The following is an 18778-nucleotide window of genomic DNA, read 5'->3' on the forward strand; positions in this document are numbered from 1 at the left end:
GAGGCTGTGAATGCTCTCGTTGAAGCAAAGCGCCTGCTGGAGAATGTGAAATCATTGCTGAATCGATAGTCTATCCGGTGTAGTCATCATAGTGTTGAGTCCCTTCAGCCATTCCATGAGGGGATTCATAGAACTGATACTCGGGATTACCGGAAAAGGAGGTTTCGGCCTCCTCTTTTTTCTACGTTGGTGTATGCATTCTACTTGTTGTCTTTGGGATGCTTAGTCCAGTGTATTTAGTATATGTTTAATACATCATGAAAACAGGAGGATGAATATTGAATAGTTTTTTTGTTAAAGTCCTTTGCATAATTCTGCTCAGTCTATGCCCGGGGATTGTGCAGACTGTTTCAGGTTTCAGTCCTGAAAACGAATGGGTTTCAATCGGGCCGTCCGACGCAATGATCATGTGTCTGCACATGGACACTGTAAACAACATCCTGTTTGCGGGTACGGTCGATGGTTTTCAATACTATCCGTTTGCTGCAGGAGAATGGATACAAAGAGAAGATGTTGGCTCGATGGGCAGGCAGGTAATGTCAATAATTACCTGTTCTTCTGTGCCTGGCTGGATAATTACAGGGCGGGAGAATGCTTTCTGGAAGGGTTACATGGAGTACAGTGATGACTGGGGAATAACCAACACTTGTACCTACTCATCCGAAGGCGGCCAATTCGTGGATATACAGAATGATCCAGATGAACCGGACACCTATTATTCCTGTGCATGGTCGGATATCACACCTGGTGATCTGTTGAAGTCTACGGACAGAGGCGTGACCTGGAACCCTCTTACCAACTACCTGCATACATTCATGACAGAAATCGCAGTAAACCCGGATAAATCCGATACAATATATGTATCCGGAGATGCGCAGGTAACCAGATCGACCGATGGAGGAGTAACATGGGTTCAGGCATCCTCAGGATTACCGGGAAGTCTGGGTGTCTACTGTGTTGCTGTAAATCCGGGGAATCCTCAGATTCTGATGGCTTCGAATGCCAACGGGATATACAGAACGGTAGATGGCGGTGATTCATGGACTCTGGTCAATTCTGAGGATTCACAATGTCAGCATTTCGCTTTCAATCCGGTCAATCCGGGAGTTGTTGTCTGTATTACTTTTGCTCCTTACCGTTTGCTGGTTTCAGTTGATTCCGGTTTTATCTGGGAGGACTGTACAGGAGACTATCCCGGTGGAACCATGATTGATGTCGCATTCTCCGGAGACGGTGACAGTCTCTATGTAGCTTCCGTCTATTCCGGGGTATACAGCATGAAGTCGACCACAGGAATCGAAGATGACGATTTGACACAACCGGATTGCAGTATTCTGTGTCAGAGCAGTCCTAATCCGTTCCGGCAGTCAACGGAGATCAGATATTTTCTGCCTGAGGGAATCAACAGTAATCAGATATCAGCATCCAGTCTTGAAATTTACAACATAAACGGAAGACTGGTGAGGCATTGGGATGATTCAATTATCGGGCTCAGTAATCATGTGATCTGGGATGGTACGGATGATTCATTCAGGGAAGTACCTGCTGGTGTTTACTTCGTCCTCCTGTCTTCATCCGGTGAGAACGCTGCCCGTAAACTGATACTGTTAAGATAGAATTTCCGCGCATATTCATCAGGGGCAACAGAAATAGTTATATTTTCATCGGATAACGGCGGATAGTGGATAATCAGACAATAAGCAGGGGCATCCTCTGGCAGAAGGGCAGATCATGAAGTTTGGAATTTATCTTACATTGTTTTTTCTGGTTGCACTCTTCAATACTTCAGTTGCTGACGTGTGTTACAGAAACTCCCTAACAGACGAAACTGCTACAGTCATCAGCAGTAGCGGGAACTCCGTAACAGTTGAATTCAACCTTGAAGTATTGGAAAGCGAACAGGCTTTCGATGCGATGTACGGAGCCGGAACTGTTTTCAGGGTTCCCGGATCAGGACTGGCTGCTGACACAGGCTATCCTGACCTTCCTGCAATTCGAAGAATGGTTGAGGTTTCAGACTACGGAGAAGTTGAAATAGATATTCTCGATTATGAAACCATTTCTCTTGGGAATTACAGAATTCCACCTTTTCAACCGCTTCGGATAAGGAGCCTGTCTCTCCTGCCTCTCAGGATCAACAATGAATTCTACAGCGGCTCTGATCCCTGGCCTGAAAATCCTGTAAGGTTGGAAACGGTCAGCATTCTGAGGGATATCAGAGTTGCATGGGTATGTTTCATGCCGGTAAGCTGGAATCCATCAACGGGAGAAGTTACTCTTACAACAGGAGTTACAGCCAGGATTTCAACAACTGGCAGTCCTGGATCAAATGAGCTGACCCGCTTTGAAACCGGTATTACAAGAAGTTTCCTCCCTTTCTATGATGAAGTCCTTGGATTCAGCAGGTCAGAGCGTATTGTAGACGGCAGTTATGTTGTGATTTCTTCTGAAGAGGGTATTGATCTCATGCAGGATCTCATTGACTGGAAGATGAGGAAGGGTCTGCAGGTCGTGACAGCGGTTGTTCCGGAGATAGGATCGACCCCGGGAGAAATCGACACCTGGATTGAAAACGCTTTCAATACCTGGTCGAATCCACCTGAATACATTCTGCTGGTGGGTGATGAATATGTAGTCCCGTCACCCCAATACAGCGGACACTCAGCTGATAACATTTATGGAGTAATCGGCGAAGGATGTGTCCCTTCCATTCATGTTGGACGACTTTCCGGCAGCGATACTGATGATCTTGTATACGAGGCATGGAAGATAACCGAACATGAAATGTATCCGTACGAACCAGTTCAAAGCTGGTTCAACATGGGAATGAGCATCGGCCATACGGAATTTACTAACAATTCATGGGAATATGTAGAATACATGATGGCAGCGGGCATGGAAGCAACCTGGTTCTGCGCCAACGGTGGAATCACGCCAACAGTAGCTGCTCTCACCGATTCCATAAACAGCGGATACTCCATTATAGGTTTCTGTGGTCATGGAGACATAACTCATATATACCCTCCGGGATTTGGCAATTCAGATGTTGCTAATCTCAGTAATGGAAGAAAACTACCCTGGGTAGCGCTTGTCGCCTGTCAGGTCGGGATGTTCGACGGGCATTACTGTTTCTGCGAAGCTTTAATGGGTGAGGGTGAAATCGAAGATGCAAAGGGTGCTATCGGCGTCATGGGGCCTACAACAAACAGTCCTTACGGAGCTGCGGATTCACTTGTAAAGTGGATATTCAAGGGTTACTTTCAGGAGAACATACGCCACATGGGAGCAGTGACGGACTGGTCAAAGAATGAAGTATATGCGTACTACGGTTCTTCGGGTGTTAACAATAACCATATGCATATGGTTTTCGGCTGTCCTGAAATGGATATTTACTACGATACTTCCCCACTGACCATTATTAACTGTGAACATCCCAAACCAGTTGTTCCGGGAATACACACATTTGCTGTAACTGTTGAAAGTATGCCTGAAAGAGGGCTTCTTGTCTCGGTATTGATAAATGACCCCTTATCGGAACAGTGGATGGAATCTGATTACTCTGACGCATCTGGCAACGTCACATTCGATATTCCAGCATTTTCAGAGAATTCCGAGGTATATGTAACCGCCACAGGATTTAACCTTGCGCCATACCTTTATGATGGTTTTACAGGTATAGAGGATGGGCCCGGTGTAACCGCATACACTTCTGCTCTCCGTGCAGGACCATCACCAAGTTTCGGCTCTCTTGCGATCTTCTGTGCCGTGCCGGCTGGCGGGCAGAGCAGTATCGAGATTTACGATACGGCAGGAAGAATGATCCGCAGATTGGAACTTGACCCAGCCGGAGGTGAACAGGATCTGATATGGGATGGACGGGACGAAAGGGGACATCCCGTCTCCAGCGGTATCTACTACTGCAGGCTGAGAGTACCGGGAGAGAACCTAGTTCAGTCCGTTGTAATGATTGAATAAGATGTAGACATCCGATGATATTAGATATATAAAACGGTTGTAGAATAAGCATTTATACTAAATCCTATTGTTCAGATATTTACTTGTTTGGAGGTTGCCATGTTTTCTGTTCTTCTCGTAGCGGCTGTGGTTTCAGGATTCACAGGATTCAGTGAGATCACTGAAACAGGAACCGATGGATATCTCGTTATAAAAACGATACTGGAAATCGATGGAGAAACAGTTGAAGACTCAGGAGAATTAATCCCTGAAGAAACAGTCAGTACTCCAAGCCCGGAATGCAAGGCTGAACTTTTCTGGGTAGACAGAAATCATCAGGCAGCCATTGCAAATGAATCGGCAATAAGCATGGATGGTGCGGGAATTCTGACAAGCTGGTATCTGAATAATGACAGGATAGCCTGTTATGAAACAGCAGGAAGCTCAACTCCTCTCTGGAATTACAGCCTTCCTTTCAATAACAATAAGATGGATGTTGCTGCAGGAATGAATAATGAGATATTTTCAGCTGCTTCCTTTGATGATGCTACATATGTCTGGTTATCTTCATCCTCTGTTCCGACACTCATTCTTGATCCGGGAAAGAAACAGGATTTAACGGCAGATGGCTCGTACCTTGTTTACATTGATGCTGCAGGAGATTCTCTGATCTGTCTGGATACCGCAACTGAACTTGAAGTCTGGAAAATTGCTCTTTTTGAAACCGGAGTCCAGCTGAACGGAGTCGATATATCCGGAGACGGTACAAGAGTTCTGGTAACTGTTTATGACGGATCTTCCGGAGCACAGATCTATGACATGACCGATGGAAGTCTGGTGGGCACACCTGTTGGAAATTACAGCCAGACGATGGCGAAAATATCGGGTGATGCTTCAAGAATAGTAACAGGTGATTTCTATGGATATATCAAAGTATACGAATATGACGGAGTCTCCTGGAATATGGACGGTTATTTTAACACAGGCGACGATTGGGTTACAGCCGTAGCTATAAGCGGTGATGGTGAAACAGTCGCAGGCGGGACAATTGGGTTCGGGCCATACAGAGGCAAAGTGTTTGCGATAGACTGGCCGCTTGAGGATTCCCCTTCGGAACTCTGGCAGTACAGGAACTACGGTGATGAAGTTTCTTCAACGGATATAAGTGAAGACGGATCCGTTATCGTTGCCGGGTGCTGGGGGAAGTACAATGGAACTTACGGTGATGTGTTCACAGCGCTTGATCATAGTGGTAATGTGATATTCAGCCTTCTGGATGATATTGATGAGCCAGGTTCTATTTTCAGCGTCAGTGTCAGCTCAGACGGGTTATATGCAACTGCTTCCGGCAAGGCTGTTCATGCAAGAGATATGGGAAACGGCGGAGAAGTATACAGTATTAATCTGGAGTTAGTGGGCATTGAGGGTTCACCTGATATTCCGCAGGGTTTAGGTATGGGAATACCATATCCAAATCCTGTTGTATCACAGATGAGTGTAGATGTTCTTATACCGCAGATGGGTGAAACCGTTGATCTTGCAGTATATGATCTCAATGGAAGACGGATAGCCGGACTGAACAGCGAATTAACCCCCGGTTCACACGTTTCTGTCTGGAATCTTGAGAGCGATTCCGGCGAGCCGGTATCAGCAGGGTTGTACTTCGTCAAATTGAGTTGCCATGGAATCTCTGTCACAAGAAAAATACTTGTTGTAAATCGATAGAATATTTTCTAAGGATTTACTCAGTCTGAAGGATCCATGATCCTTCCCATGAAGAGTATGCATCCGGATTCCCTGTCAAGTATGAAGAACAGGAACGGCCGGTTTATGTTCATTTCAACCGGTTGTTCAGGTATGGCTGTAAGACCCATTACCACTGCAGTGGCAGCCGCGGCTTCAGTGCCGGTTTCATCAACCTTAACAAAGGCTTTATGCAGAACTTCCGAGATGAAGAGGTCAGGACTTCCTGTAAACCCGCTGAAATCGGCGCCGCTTCCGAAGGCGGATTCCATTCCAAGTATTCTCAGGATCTGACTCAGCTGCATGCTTTGCGAGAATTCGAACTTCGGTATGGATATGCTTACGCGAATGGAAGAAAGTCTTCTTCTGATAGTTTCCAGCATACTCGAGTTGAAATTCCGCTGGAATTCCTCAATGTCTCCGTCAGGAAGAAGTATAAGCATGCTTGCATTGCCTGCGGCATAATCAAGTTCTACAGCGCTGCATCCTTCAGTGGAAACGTATCTGAAATAATCAGTCTGGTTCATCATCGGGACATTGATCGTGGAGCCATCTGTCAGGATGAACGGTGCGTCCGATGTGAAGTACTCTTGAAATGGTTTCAGCCAGGAAGCCTTGAAGTATACTGCGTTCGTCAGTACAACCCTGGTATCATCGTTCAGCACACCAGAGGGGATCAGATTCTGTATTCTGTCCAGTGTACTCTCAGCAACCCATTCGTTGATGGTTTCCCTGGAGCCATCAGGATCATCGATAAAATCAAGGTTTCTGACCGCGGCGCTGTAATACATTGTTACCTCTGCAACGTACTCATCCAGCAGGTTGAAACCATCCTGAACCCAGAGCCCGTTGGATATTGAAAGGGTAAATGGGTCTCCGGACTCCGCTATGACAAGTTCACCGGAACTCAGTGTTTCAGTCAATGAATGGAAAGTCCTGTTGGTTGCTTCAACCGGGAGCGTGAAGTGAAGGACTTCAGCCATTTCAACGGCCGTCCGTCCTTCTGCCCCCGCATAGGTCATCCCAAGGGCTGAGGAAATACTGTATGGAGAGAAGAAGATATTATCCGACTTCAGCATGTCACATACTTCTTCATAGAGATCCAGCGCGAACTCATTATTACCCCGGACAAGTTCCTGAACCGCCTGAGTATCGGTAAAAGACTGTGTTTCAGGTACGGACAGGTTTTCTTCAGCAGAACAGCTTAAGACTGTTGTTAGAAGAATGACAGGTGTTACTGACAGATTCGTTAATACTTTCATTACTTCCCCCGATTTGGTTACGTTTCAGATGATACAATATTGAACATAGAATATTCCAGTGGAAGGTCTGTGTCACGTCCGGGAATCGGTCGATTCATACGATTCTCAATCTTTCTTATGCGGGCTAGAGGCTCTTATGACTGTCTAGTCTCCAGCGACCATTCTCCAATAGCAGAACCCATGTGTTCGTTTCTTCCGTATCGATTATCCTCCGCGTAACTTCTACAAAGGCGGAGTCACCTGAGATACGTGAACTGTTGATTGTGTATTTGATCTCCATATCTCCGATGCCCGTTCTTTCCATTCTCTCCCAGGAGGCTTCATAGGACAATATGTATAAGGTCTTCGCATTCAGATTCCTGATCTCGTTCGCGCTGAGTTCAATATCGGCTACGGCCAGGAGTCGATTCGGATTGCTGCTGCTCTTGACTTCTTCTACAAACTGTTCGAGACCGCTGATTTCTCCCTCAGACACATACGACGCCATTATTGAAGCATCCCGGTTCTCAAAAGCTTCCAGGAAAGCTTTAACCACTTCCTCTGGTTCCAGTTGCACATCTTCCCTGCATGATATTAAAGATAGCAGAATAAGCAACATCAAAAGCAACTTATGCATGTACATCCTCCTCCGATTGACTCAAGTTTCATATGCTTATCGTTCTTTATCACATATTCTTTTTGACTGCATATATATGCAAAAATGTAATCCAGGCAACAGGATACTAACAAGATCACGGGCTGATTCAAATATCCTTATTCGATGAGCGATACAAGTTCTACTTCCTGGTAACTTTCACATTAAGATAAGTATGATTATTGAAACCTTGTGATCTTATTCATGGCATTCCCTTTGGGAATATTAAAAGTAATCGATTATCTGTTCAATTGAGGGAACAAATCCTGCGACCTTCACGTCACCGTCAATTACTAGAGCCGGAGTCATCATCACCCCGTAGCTGATTATATCGTTGACGTCGGTGACCTTTTCCAATTCGTAATCAATTTCCAGTCCTATTGCGGCCTGTTCAGCCAGCTCAGCAAGTTTGATACACTTCGGACAACCGGTTCCGAGTATCTTGATTTCTTTTTTCATCAATGCTCCTAACCTGAAAAGAGCCCGAAGGCTGTTCCACTGATCGTAGCCATTATCACAACCAGCGAAATGAAAGTTATTGTTCTCGATGTTCCCATTATGCTCCTGATAACCAGCATATTGGGCAGTGAAAGGGCAGGACCTGCCAGCAGGAGAGCCAGTGCCGGGCCCTTACCCATACCGGCGCCAAGGAGCCCCTGAAGGATTGGTACTTCCGTGAGAGTCGCGAAATACATGAAAGCCCCCGCAATTGAAGCAAACAGGTTTGCGGTAATTGAGTTTCCCCCAACAGCTGAGCTGACCCATTCGGAAGGAATCAGACCTTCATTTCCGGGACGTCCCAGGAGAGCCCCTGCGACCAGCACACCGGCAAAGAGCAGAGGAAGTATCTGCTTCGCAAACCCGAATGTTGAGTCAAACCACGATTGTGTTTCTCGATTGCCTGTTGTAAGAACAGTTGAAAATCCGATAAGACCGATTGCGAAGGCAATGACAGGATAACCGGGAAGAATAACAGCAGAAACAGTGATGGCAGCCGCGACGATCATCAGTTTCCAGAGTTTTACATTGAACCAGGTCGTGAGGATCAATCCGAGAAGGATTGAAAAACCACTAGTAATAATCCATTTCCATGAATGAATAATGCTCCAGAGTCCCGAATTATCAGCAGGTTTTCCCCAGTTGGCGAATATGAGGATACCGACCATGCTGGCAAAATACAGAGTTGTCTGCCACAGGGGACGTGAAACATCATCAGTATTTAACGATGCTTGTGTGGTAACTGTTCTTTCATGCTCCTTTTTTCCATAAATCAGGTGCATCAGGAGGCCTATAACAATACTGAACACAACAGCTCCGGCTGCTCTGGCTATTCCCAGCTCCAGCCCCAGAATTCTTGCTGTAAGAATTATCGCTAGAACATTGATGGCGGGACCGGAATAGAGGAAGGCAGTGGCCGGTCCTATCCCGGCTCCCATCCTGTAGATACCGGCGAACAGGGGAAGCACGGTGCAGGAGCAGACGGCAAGTATGCTGCCGGATACCGAGGCAACTCCATAGGCAATAACCTTTTTTGCCTGTGCTCCAAGGTACTTCATTACGGAAGCCTGGCTCAGGAATACTGAAATTGCACCCGCAATGAAGAACGCTGGAAGAAGACAGGTCAGCACATGTTCTCTCGCATACTCCTTCAGGAGATTAAGAGCTTCGAATACGGCGTTGTCGAACCGATTCCATCCAACGGGAAGGAAATACGCAATCAGGAAAAATCCCAGCATGTAACCAAGAGAATTTCTATCTTTCTTCCAGTCCATCAATGCTCCCCTTCAACATCGATCCGTATATCTCTAAATACATTCCTCACAAGTGTGAGAAGAACAGCTGTCAGTACACTCTTCATCGCCGTTCATAACTTTCTCGACACAGTCGAAGAAGTTCAGAACACACGGAGTACGAAGTCGGTAGAGAATTTGATTTCCATTCCTTTCGCATGCCACAATTCCAGCGTGTCGCAGGATCAGAAGATGTCTTGATACAGTGGAAATATCGAGATTTACAAGCTCTGTAAGAGCACTGACTGTTTTCTCATTTCTTGACAGTTCCTCGACAATCATGAGACGGGCGGCATTAGCCATTGCCTTGATTATCTCAGCCCGTTTTTCAAATCGATCCTTATCTGTTGGCATGGGTGGTTCCTTTCCGTATTTGGGTAATTGTACAATAATGCAAATACAGTATATAGTCAAGCAAACAGAAAGAATTTCACAATGCTCTGATATGACTCTGATAAAAGGATATCAGAATGAGAATGCAGGTAAGATTTGCAGACTATGTAGGCTCAGGCAGTCTCCGTCTTTTTGAAAGAAGTATAAGATCTCTGATCTCTGTTTCGTTGCGGCATTTCATCCAGTTAGAATCGAAGTCCGGAGTACTTGTTATCTCAGCTATTGCCATTAGTGCTCTGAGATGGAACATCCTTTCATCTCTGGAACCTGCAAGTACGAAGATCATCCGGACAGGTGAATTCTCACCTCCGAACTCGACACCATTCCTGCACCTTGCAATAGCCACAGAGAATAATTTCTCTCCCGGTACGATTATATGCGGGATTGCGAGGCCTTTTCTGAGTGCGGTTGTCGATTCCTTTTCCCTTGAAAGGAGAAGTCCCGCGAGTTCACTTCCTGAAAGGCTGAGCGAAGGTGACAGCCTGTCTGATACGAAAGCGAGGAACGACTCGAGATTGATTGGTCCATCCAGATCCAATATCGGGGCATCCAGAACAAGTCTGTCGAATCTGTCCTCATATATATTGTCCCTTTCCTTTAAAACCTCTGCGAGTTCCCTGACAAGTCCATCTTCCTTTCTGACGAGTTCTTTAGGGAATATTCTAGCGGCAAGGTGCAGAAGCGCATAGTGCCTTACTGACCGGTGGCGCGAGTAGATGAAGTACCAGATTGATCCTCCTATGACGACAAATACGCTTGCGATGAGAGCTGACTGTCCCAATTTGTAGAGGAGCACAATCATCCCGACAATTCCAAGGAGCTGGATCCATGGGTAACCGGGGCTTCTGAAGTCAGGTTTATACGTATGTATCCTGCTCTCACGCATGACGATTACGGCGGTATTAACCAGAAGATAAAGCAGGATCATCATTGTTGAAGCGAGTTTTACGAGATGAGTGAAATCAAGAAATAGCAGAAGGATAATGATGATACCGGTAAGAAGTATGGAAACCCAGGGGATTCCCCTTTTCCTTGATATCCTTGACAAACTTGCTGGAAGAAGCTCATCACGACTCATAGCGAAGGGAAATCTTGCCGAAGCAAGAATACCGGCATTAGCAGTGGACAGAAATGCAAGCACAGCTGCGATACTCATTACAGTGAGACCTGTACTTCCAGCAACAACCTTTGCTGCTTCGGATATCGGCATACCGGTCGAGGATAGAACCGATGGATCCAGTACTCCAACGCATATGAGAACGGAAACGAAATAGAGCGAGGTAACAACGATCAGTGCCAGGAACATACTGACCGGCAGGTCCCTTCCGGGATTTTTGACTTCCTCTGATACACTGGTAACTTTCGTCAACCCGCCGAAAGCAACAAAAACAAGCGCTGCAGCTTCAAGAATACCGCTGAAACCGTTTGGAGCGAGCGGTCTGAATCGATCAGGGGTTAATGATGTAAGACCGAATCCGGTAAAAAGGGCAAGGGATATAAGAAGACCTGCAACCAGAACGATCTGGGCTTTGCCTGCATGCCCCGCTCCTCTGAGATTGATTCCTGTGAAGAGGATGCATGAAATCATCGCGAAGAGTCTTCCGTTGATTTCGGGTGACAGGAATTCCATGAATATACCAAGACCTACGAAGGCAAAGGCTGTCTTGACAGACAGAGAAAACCAGGCGGCAAAACCGGATAGGGTTCCAGCGAGAGGTCCGAGAGCTCTGTCAACAAAATAGTATGTTCCGCCTGCTTTTGGCATGGCAGTAGAAAGTTCTGCTTTACTGAGCATTGTCGGAATTGCGAGGAATCCTGCTATCAGATAGGAAAAAATCACTCCGGGTCCAGCCACCGTGAAGGCAAATGCCGGGAGGACGAACAGACCGGAACTGATCATGGATCCGGTCGCAATTGAGAAAAGAGAAGGAATACCAAGTTTTCTTTGAAGTCTGCCGATTCCTGATCCTGCATGTTGCATAGGCTGCCTCCCATGACATTATTGTCTTATGCTAGCGATAAGTCCAGCGCATAACAGCAGATTGTAATATACTGAAGATATCTTATCAGGTATGTTTAACGCGAATTAGCAGACTCACCTGAATATTTCAGAGTGTCTCCTGTATATTGTTAACATGGAGGATATGGTGAATAAAGGGAGGAATCCTGAAAGTACTTTCATTGAAACGGTGAGAACCCGGAATCTATTACCGAAAGGTAGCAGGGTCTGGGCAGCTGTATCCGGCGGAAGTGATTCTGTGGCTCTTCTCCGGTTGCTGATGCAATTCGCAAATCATATGAAATGGGATGTGTCTGTTCTTCACATCGATCATGGCACAAGATCAGATAGCGCTGATGATGCTGCCTTTGTGGAAGAACTTGCCGTTCGATTGGAACTGCCTTTTCAACTAAGAAGAATTTCTCCTCCGGAATCAGGATCACTTGAAGCGTATTTCAGCAGGAAGCGTAAAGCGATCTATGCCGAGATTGCAGAAGGATTTGACCTTGTGGTGACAGGACACACTGCCTCGGACAGAGCAGAAACGCTTATACTGCGGCTTCTTGAGGGTTCCGGTCTGAGAGGCCTGGGTGGAATGGACTATTTCGGGCGAGGTCCTGTTATAAGACCGCTTCTCGATTTGTCCAGACATGATCTTCAGAAGTATCTATCGACGATTGATCAGAGCTGGATTGAAGATCCCACTAATATCGAAGATACTTTCCTCAGAAATAAAATACGGCACACTATTATGCCTGCTCTTGAATCACTATCTCAGGGATGTTCTTATGCACTTGGCAGATCTTCCGCAAATCTGTCTCAGTGGCGGGGTGTAATGGATAATATTATTGAGGAATCTATTAAGGAACTTGTGTCACAAGATAAGTTCATTGTTGAGCATTATTTGAATTATCCGAGAGCTGTAAGGCTTGGTGTTCTGTGGGTTCTCAGCGGTCGCCCAAGAGGTGGAAGAGAGGAAATTGAAAAAACTGACAGATGGTTATCTGATAAAAAAAATGGTTTTCATCTACTTCCCGGCGGCTTGAGAATCACAGTTGATAAATCTGAAGTGTTTATTGAAAGATCTATGAAACGAACGGAGAAAGATCAGTGAGTGATGATTATGAAGTACTGATTTCCTCAGAAGATATCGGTCAGGGTATACAGGAGCTGGGGAAAACGCTATCAGATTATTACCTTGGAAAGCAGATTGTGGTTATACCTCTCTTAAAGGGAGGTTTCATGTTTGCTGCCGATCTGATTCGCTCTATGGATGTTAAACTGCAGATCGAGTTTCTTGGAGCAGCAAGTTACGGAGAACAGACAGAATCTTCAGGAGAAGTAAGGCTTACGCTTGATACCACTCTTCCTCTGTCAGGCAGAGATGTCCTCCTGGTGGAGGATATCGTCGACACAGGGCTGACTTTGGCGTATATTCAACGGCTGATAAAATCAAGAGATCCAGCCTCTCTTCACACAGTTGTCCTGCTTGACAAGAAGATCAGAAGAAAGGTTGAAGTAGAAGTCGATCGAGTTGTATTCAACATTCCTGACAAATTCGTATTCGGGTATGGACTCGACAGCCCGGGAGGGTTTGGAAGAAATCTGTCCGACATCGTAGCGATAAGGGAATGAACGGATCAGGAGATATATGAACGACAAACGTCCACCAGGCAAAAAAGTACCACTTCAGCCCATTACTGCCGGTTGCTCAATGAGAACCATTACCATGTGGCTGCTTATGGTTTTAATCGCCTTTACGATATTTCAGGTTTTTGATACGGGCAAAGATAGCGTTGATATTCCGTATTCCCGCCTGATGGAATACATCAGCGGGAACGATATCAAATCCATTGTTATCGAGACTGGTGGGTCGGTCAAAGGTGAATTCTATATTCCACAGACCGAAGATGGAGACCAATTCAGTGAATTCACCAGCTTCATTCCATTCGAGAGTACAGGGGTTCTTGACTCCCTGTCCGCTCATGGCGTGCTTGTAACCGCGCAACCGCCAAACGAATTACTGGCTCACTTGCTCTCGTTCATTCCTTTTCTTCTGCTTATCGGTTTCTTTATCTACTTCATGCGAAAAGCTGGAGGAGGAGGGAAGGCTTTCTCCTTCGGGAAAAGCAAAGCCAGACTGTTCTCAAGTGATAATCCCCAGGTGACGTTTGAAGATGTGGCAGGAGCTGATGAAGCGAAAGCGGAACTTGTGGAAGTCATAGAGTTCCTCAAAACACCGGAGAAATTTCAACGTCTCGGGGGGAAAGTACCTAAGGGTGTTTTGCTTGTTGGCAGACCTGGAACAGGGAAAACACTACTGGCAAAAGCTGTGGCCGGTGAAGCCAAGGTTCCCTTTTATTCCATGAGTGGATCCGATTTCGTGGAAATGTTCGTTGGTGTGGGAGCAAGCCGCGTCAGGGATCTTTTCGTACAGGGCAAGTCAAAAGCTCCATGCATTATTTTCATTGATGAGATAGACGCTGTCGGAAGACACAGAGGTGCCGGTCTTGGAGGAGGACATGATGAGAGGGAGCAGACACTGAATGCTCTTCTTGTGGAAATGGACGGATTCGAGGAAAACGCGGGTGTTATAGTCATGGCTGCAACTAACCGTCCTGATGTCCTTGATCCGGCACTTTTAAGACCCGGCAGATTCGACAGACGAATTGTTGTAAGTATGCCGGATGTAAAGGGCAGAGAGGCGATACTGAAAGTCCATACGCGCAAGATGCCGGTGGACAAGTCAGCGAGTCTGGAAAAAGTTGCCAGGAGTACTCCTGGATTCAGCGGTGCGGATCTGGAGAGTCTGGCCAATGAAGCAGCTTTGAGAGCCGCAAGACGCGATGCTAAAAAGGTTGAACAGGAAGATTTCGATTACGCTATTGACAGGATAGTACTTGGCCTCGAGCGCAAAAGCATTATCATCAGCCCGGTGCAGAAGAAGTGTACTGCATACCATGAAAGTGGTCATGCAGTGGTAGGCATATTTGTTCCTGAAGCAGACCCTATTCACAAGGTTACTATTGTCCCCAGGGGTATGGCTATGGGAGTAACCAGCTTCCTTCCCGCTGATGATCGCTATACCTACACACTTGAAAAGCTCGAAAGTATGCTCGCGATGCTTCTTGGTGGAAGAGCGTCGGAAATCCTTTTTCTTGATACTCTGAGTACCGGAGCTGGAAATGATCTTGAGCAAGCCACTGCTCTTGCACGTAAAATGGTATGTGAATGGGGAATGAGTGATGAACTCGGACCGATTACGCATTCTGAGACAAGCGATACGATTTTCCTTGGAAGAGAGTTCAACAGAACAAGGGATTACAGTGAACACACTGCGCGCCTGATCGATTCCGAGATAAAGAGATTCGTTGAAGAAGCATACAGCGAAGCGCTTAATATTCTGAATGATAACAAAGATATTGTAGAGCATATTGCCGAACAGCTTCTTGAGAAGGAAACGATTTCCAGCGCGGAGATCAACTCCATTTTCCTGGAACTTCGCCCTGACATGGGACCGATTCCTATGCTGCAAATCAGTTCAGACAGTATGATCGAACCCGATTCTCCAGAAGAGATAACTGAACCTGAAGAGGATGATCACAAAGATGATGGATCTGAAGAAGATAGAACAGGGAGTGAGGCTGATCCTGGAGGGAGTGGGAGAAAATCCTGACAGGGACGGTCTGAAAGAAACACCAGCTCGCATGGCCAGATCGATGGCCGAATTATGTCGCGGTGTAAATCCTGAAGAAATCAAGCCTATCACAACGATGTCATGTGAAGGCCAGAACGAGATGATTATCGTAAAGGATATCAGTTTCTGTTCAATGTGTGAACATCATCTCCTTCCTTTCATCGGCAGATGTGATATTGTCTACCTCCCTTCAAATGATCGTATAGCTGGTTTAAGTTCAATTGTTGAAACCGTGGAAATTATGGCTGCTCGGCCTACTATCCAGGAAAGGCTGACCACGGAAATTGCGGACAGATTGATGATAGAACTGTCTGCAAAGGGTGTTATGGTTGTTATGGAAGCGGAACACATGTGTCTGGCCATGCGGGGAGTCAGGAAAAGAGATTCCAGAATAGTAACATCCGCCATGCGGGGTTATCTGAAGAAGCTGGAAACCCGTACTGAAGCTCTATCTCTCATTGGAAGGGGAATCAAGGTTATCTGAATGCGGCTCAGAAAACTGCATCTTGTAACTGATGAGGACTGGCAGAGAGAACTTGCAGTTATCGGTGCTGATCCTGAAACCTGGAACAGGCTATCGCTCAAATGCAGAGTGGTTGTTTTTTCCACCGGGTATCTTCCTGCGACCGCAGCTAATATTCTGAAACAGTGCATGCTCTCTGGCGGAGCAGATGCTATCGTTTCACGAGGATCAGTATCCTGCAGTATCAAGGAAACTGAAGCGATGATAATCGGAACGCCCAGGCAGATCCTGAGGGGCTGCGCATCTCTTAATGAACAACCTTTCGATCTTCCGGCACTGGCGGGTGAGTTGAGAGAGGCGCTTGATGATTTTCCTGCGATCCCTGACATAATACACTTTCGAAATAAAATTCTTGATTTCCGCAGAAAGCCATTAATAATGGGAATACTGAATGTAACTCCGGATTCCTTTTCTGATGGAGGCAGATATCTGAATACGGAGGATGCTTTGATTCATGCAAGACTGATGGTTAGTCAGGGCGCGGACATAATTGACATAGGAGCTGAATCAACACGCCCGGGATCTCTTCCTGTTCCAGCGGATATCCAGCTTGATCGAATTCTTCCTGTTATAGTGTCTCTCAGTTCTGATTGTGAAGCTGTAATTTCAGTTGATACAGCAAATGCTTCTGTTGCAGACGCAGTCCTGTCTTCAGGAGCTACCATGATAAATGATGTTTCTGCTCTGTCTGATCCTGTCATGGCGAAGACAGTTGCCGAAGCGGAGGTTCCTCTTGTTATGATGCACATGAAAGGTACCCCGGAGACTATGCAGGATAATCCTGTATATATAGATGTTATCGAGGATATTTATTCATTTCTTGAAGAGCGAATTGAAGCAGCGGAAGAAGCGGGAATACGAAGGGAGAGAATTATCATCGATCCTGGAATTGGATTCGGGAAAAGACTGGAAGATAATCTTCGAATTATATCCAGGCTTGAGGAATTCAGATGGCTGGGATGCAGAATTTTGCTTGGTCACTCACTGAAGAGTTTTATAGGTCAGCTGATTGGCAGGAAAGATCCTTCCGAAAGGGAGATTGGTTCTCATGCGGTTACTGCCTTATCTTCAGGTAGTGCGGATATTGTGCGAGTGCATGATGTTGAAGGTACAGCTCAAGTACTTAGGATCACCCGTGCGTTGGAATACGTGACGTCAGGTTAGGGGCAGCGGAGCAAAATGATACAACCGCTTGGTCATGCAATTATAAGTGGATTCTGGCTTGCCCAGCTAGCGAATATCATCGTAATAGCTTTAGCTGTTAGAATGTTGTTGAAATACCTCTGGCATACACCGGCAATGCCGGTCATTCTAATGTTCATGATTCTGATCCTGTTTGCTAATATTCTTGGCGGACTTGGATTCTTCACATTCAGTTATCTCCTGCAGAACCTGACTCCACTTCTCTTTATTGCGATAGTTGTGATATTCCATGAGGAAATCAAGGACGTGCTGGGAACAATGGGGCGAAACCTCAGAAAATTTTATGGTCATGCGGATATACTGGAGCAGAGTACCGTTGAAGCGCTTGTGGAATCCTGCGCTCTTCTGAGGAAGCACCGGCTCGGAGGACTGTTTGTTATTGAAAGGGAGGAATCCCTCGAAAAAGTATATGGTGATCCAGTTCTGCTGGACAAGCTCAAGATTGATCCTCCTATTATAGCTGCAATGATGCAACCTCCTGGAGTACTGCATGATGGGGCAATTATTATTAATAATGGTGCTATTGTCGGAGCAAGAGCAATTCTTCCTCTCTCAAGGAAAACGTTTTTCGGCAGATCAAAATCCAACAGACCGCGACCTGCTCTCGGTACACGTCACAGGGCAGCTATAGGAATTACTGAAGTATCAGATGCAATTGCAGTTGTTGTCAGTGAGGAAACGGGTAATTTCAGTATCGCACACGGAGGAATACTCGAGGAAGCTTTCACTCAGGATGAATTCAACAAGAGATTGATTGAACTGACTTCTGCAAGAGAAGATATATAACTTTGCTTGAAAAGCTGAAAAGTGAACTTGGAGATGCTGCTCTTGCCGCAATCAACAGGGCTGCGATCAACATCCCTGTTCCTTTTAAGAAAGCCCTTCACTCATGTGTAACGCACAGTGATCATCTCGAAATCAGCCTGCTTGCGTGTGCTGCTTCAGAATGGTGTGGCCACCCGCGAGATGCAGGGATGCCTGTCGCAGTGGCTGCTCTGATGCTTCGAGCCGGTATTTCAGTACATCTTTCTCTTCCTGGTTTTATAGCCATGCATAACAGCATTCCTGATCTCATTGAAAAACAGGATGCTGTTACAGCAATCCTTGCAGGAGATGCGCTTCTTGCTCTTGCAATGGAGCATCTTGCGGAAAATGGCGGTCGACATGCCGCAAGATTGCTTTCAGAAGCAGTCCGAGCTACAGGGGCACGTGGAATGCTTGCCGGACTGTCGCTCAAACTGGACCAGCAGGAGAACAATATTGCCGTTGTGCCTGACGGAAGGTCTACATGGGAAATCATCAGCGGACAAATAGCACGATTTGCCGCACAGGGGGGTGCGTTACTTGCCGGAGCTTCTGATACGATGCTTGACGATGCTGCTCAGATTGGGCTGCTTACCGGTCGTGCCTGGTATCTTGTTGAAAAGTCAAAATCATCGTTAGAAAGGAGGGACGAAAGAAGTCCCCTATTCGAAGCTCGAACCCTTATGGAGCAGGCCGAAACAATAACCGGACATGGTCCGGAAGCAACCCTTTTCCACTCCATCATGTATCTATCCGACTTCTTCTCAGGGACGTAG

The 18778-nt window shown here is 46.2% G+C and carries 16 protein-coding genes; 10 read left to right on the top strand and 6 right to left on the bottom strand.

What is annotated here, in order from left to right; all coding sequences use genetic code 11:
- Positions 1–278: 278 nt before the first annotated feature.
- From K8R76_03360 to K8R76_03370, 3 genes are all read left to right on the top strand, one after another.
- Positions 279–1616, top strand: coding sequence for a T9SS type A sorting domain-containing protein (locus K8R76_03360; protein ID MCD4847210.1), 1338 nt, complete (start codon positions 279–281; stop codon positions 1614–1616).
- A 115-nt stretch (positions 1617–1731) separates the two neighbouring features.
- Complete coding sequence (locus K8R76_03365) at positions 1732–3975, top strand: hypothetical protein (GenBank protein MCD4847211.1); 2244 nt, start codon at positions 1732–1734, stop codon at positions 3973–3975.
- Positions 3976–4074: 99 nt separating this feature from the next.
- Positions 4075–5679 (top strand): T9SS type A sorting domain-containing protein, encoded by a 1605-nt coding sequence (locus K8R76_03370; GenBank protein ID MCD4847212.1) that lies wholly within the window; start codon positions 4075–4077, stop codon positions 5677–5679.
- Between the two features lie 20 nt (positions 5680–5699).
- Here the strand turns inward: K8R76_03370 and K8R76_03375 are convergent, their stop codons facing one another.
- The 6 genes from K8R76_03375 to K8R76_03400 form a co-directional block, all read right to left on the bottom strand.
- Entirely contained in the window at positions 5700–6959 is a 1260-nt protein-coding gene (locus K8R76_03375; protein MCD4847213.1) for a serpin family protein, read from the bottom strand.
- Between the two features lie 124 nt (positions 6960–7083).
- Complete coding sequence (locus K8R76_03380) at positions 7084–7575, bottom strand: hypothetical protein (protein ID MCD4847214.1); 492 nt, start codon at positions 7573–7575, stop codon at positions 7084–7086.
- Positions 7576–7818: 243 nt separating this feature from the next.
- On the bottom strand, positions 7819–8052 hold the full coding sequence (locus tag K8R76_03385) for a thioredoxin family protein (GenBank protein MCD4847215.1): 234 nt from the start codon (positions 8050–8052) through the stop codon (positions 7819–7821).
- A gap of 8 nt (positions 8053–8060) precedes the next feature.
- Positions 8061–9365 (bottom strand): permease, encoded by a 1305-nt coding sequence (locus K8R76_03390; GenBank protein MCD4847216.1) that lies wholly within the window; start codon positions 9363–9365, stop codon positions 8061–8063.
- Between the two features lie 33 nt (positions 9366–9398).
- On the bottom strand, positions 9399–9737 hold the full coding sequence (locus K8R76_03395) for a metalloregulator ArsR/SmtB family transcription factor (protein ID MCD4847217.1): 339 nt from the start codon (positions 9735–9737) through the stop codon (positions 9399–9401).
- A 142-nt stretch (positions 9738–9879) separates the two neighbouring features.
- Positions 9880–11757 (bottom strand): amino acid permease, encoded by a 1878-nt coding sequence (locus K8R76_03400; GenBank protein MCD4847218.1) that lies wholly within the window; start codon positions 11755–11757, stop codon positions 9880–9882.
- Positions 11758–11923: 166 nt separating this feature from the next.
- Here K8R76_03400 and tilS point away from each other — a divergent pair, with 166 nt between their 5' ends.
- The 7 genes from tilS (at position 11924) to K8R76_03435 (ending at position 18778) form a co-directional block, all read left to right on the top strand.
- Positions 11924–12889 carry a tRNA lysidine(34) synthetase TilS gene (tilS, locus tag K8R76_03405; GenBank protein MCD4847219.1) on the top strand — a complete coding sequence of 322 codons (966 nt, stop codon included), beginning with the start codon at positions 11924–11926 and terminating at the stop codon, positions 12887–12889.
- On the top strand, positions 12886–13410 hold the full coding sequence (gene hpt / locus K8R76_03410) for a hypoxanthine phosphoribosyltransferase (protein ID MCD4847220.1): 525 nt from the start codon (positions 12886–12888) through the stop codon (positions 13408–13410). Before tilS ends, hpt begins: the two co-directional genes overlap by 4 nt.
- A 94-nt stretch (positions 13411–13504) precedes the next feature.
- Positions 13505–15451, top strand: a complete 1947-nt coding sequence (ftsH, locus tag K8R76_03415; GenBank protein MCD4847221.1) for an ATP-dependent zinc metalloprotease FtsH — start codon at positions 13505–13507, stop codon at positions 15449–15451.
- Positions 15384–15956, top strand: a complete 573-nt coding sequence (folE, locus tag K8R76_03420; protein ID MCD4847222.1) for a GTP cyclohydrolase I FolE — start codon at positions 15384–15386, stop codon at positions 15954–15956. The genes ftsH and folE overlap by 68 nt, the downstream gene beginning before the upstream one ends.
- Positions 15957–17159, top strand: coding sequence for a dihydropteroate synthase (gene folP, locus K8R76_03425; GenBank protein ID MCD4847223.1), 1203 nt, complete (start codon positions 15957–15959; stop codon positions 17157–17159).
- Between the two features lie 15 nt (positions 17160–17174).
- Positions 17175–17984 carry a diadenylate cyclase gene (locus K8R76_03430; protein MCD4847224.1) on the top strand — a complete coding sequence of 270 codons (810 nt, stop codon included), beginning with the start codon at positions 17175–17177 and terminating at the stop codon, positions 17982–17984.
- Between the two features lie 2 nt (positions 17985–17986).
- Positions 17987–18778 (top strand): hypothetical protein, encoded by a 792-nt coding sequence (locus K8R76_03435; protein ID MCD4847225.1) that lies wholly within the window; start codon positions 17987–17989, stop codon positions 18776–18778.

The sequence above is a fragment of the Candidatus Aegiribacteria sp. genome (assembly GCA_021108435.1).
Lineage (GTDB): Bacteria > Fermentibacterota > Fermentibacteria > Fermentibacterales > JCC-6 > Aegiribacteria.

Bases quoted from the DNA above. Each gene is read 5' to 3' on its own strand.
- K8R76_03430 (MCD4847224.1), top strand. From the start codon at position 17,175: ATGATACAACCGCTTGGTCATGCAATTATAAGTGGATTCTGGCTTGCC.
- folP (MCD4847223.1), top strand. From the start codon at position 15,957: ATGCGGCTCAGAAAACTGCATCTTGTAACTGATGAGGACTGGCAGAGA.
- K8R76_03375 (MCD4847213.1), bottom strand. From the start codon at position 6,959: ATGAAAGTATTAACGAATCTGTCAGTAACACCTGTCATTCTTCTAACA.
- folE (MCD4847222.1), top strand. From the start codon at position 15,384: ATGATGGATCTGAAGAAGATAGAACAGGGAGTGAGGCTGATCCTGGAG.
- K8R76_03380 (MCD4847214.1), bottom strand. From the start codon at position 7,575: ATGCATAAGTTGCTTTTGATGTTGCTTATTCTGCTATCTTTAATATCA.
- K8R76_03385 (MCD4847215.1), bottom strand. From the start codon at position 8,052: ATGAAAAAAGAAATCAAGATACTCGGAACCGGTTGTCCGAAGTGTATC.
- K8R76_03395 (MCD4847217.1), bottom strand. From the start codon at position 9,737: ATGCCAACAGATAAGGATCGATTTGAAAAACGGGCTGAGATAATCAAG.
- K8R76_03365 (MCD4847211.1), top strand. From the start codon at position 1,732: ATGAAGTTTGGAATTTATCTTACATTGTTTTTTCTGGTTGCACTCTTC.
- ftsH (MCD4847221.1), top strand. From the start codon at position 13,505: ATGTGGCTGCTTATGGTTTTAATCGCCTTTACGATATTTCAGGTTTTT.
- K8R76_03390 (MCD4847216.1), bottom strand. From the start codon at position 9,365: ATGGACTGGAAGAAAGATAGAAATTCTCTTGGTTACATGCTGGGATTT.
- K8R76_03370 (MCD4847212.1), top strand. From the start codon at position 4,075: ATGTTTTCTGTTCTTCTCGTAGCGGCTGTGGTTTCAGGATTCACAGGA.
- K8R76_03400 (MCD4847218.1), bottom strand. From the start codon at position 11,757: ATGCAACATGCAGGATCAGGAATCGGCAGACTTCAAAGAAAACTTGGT.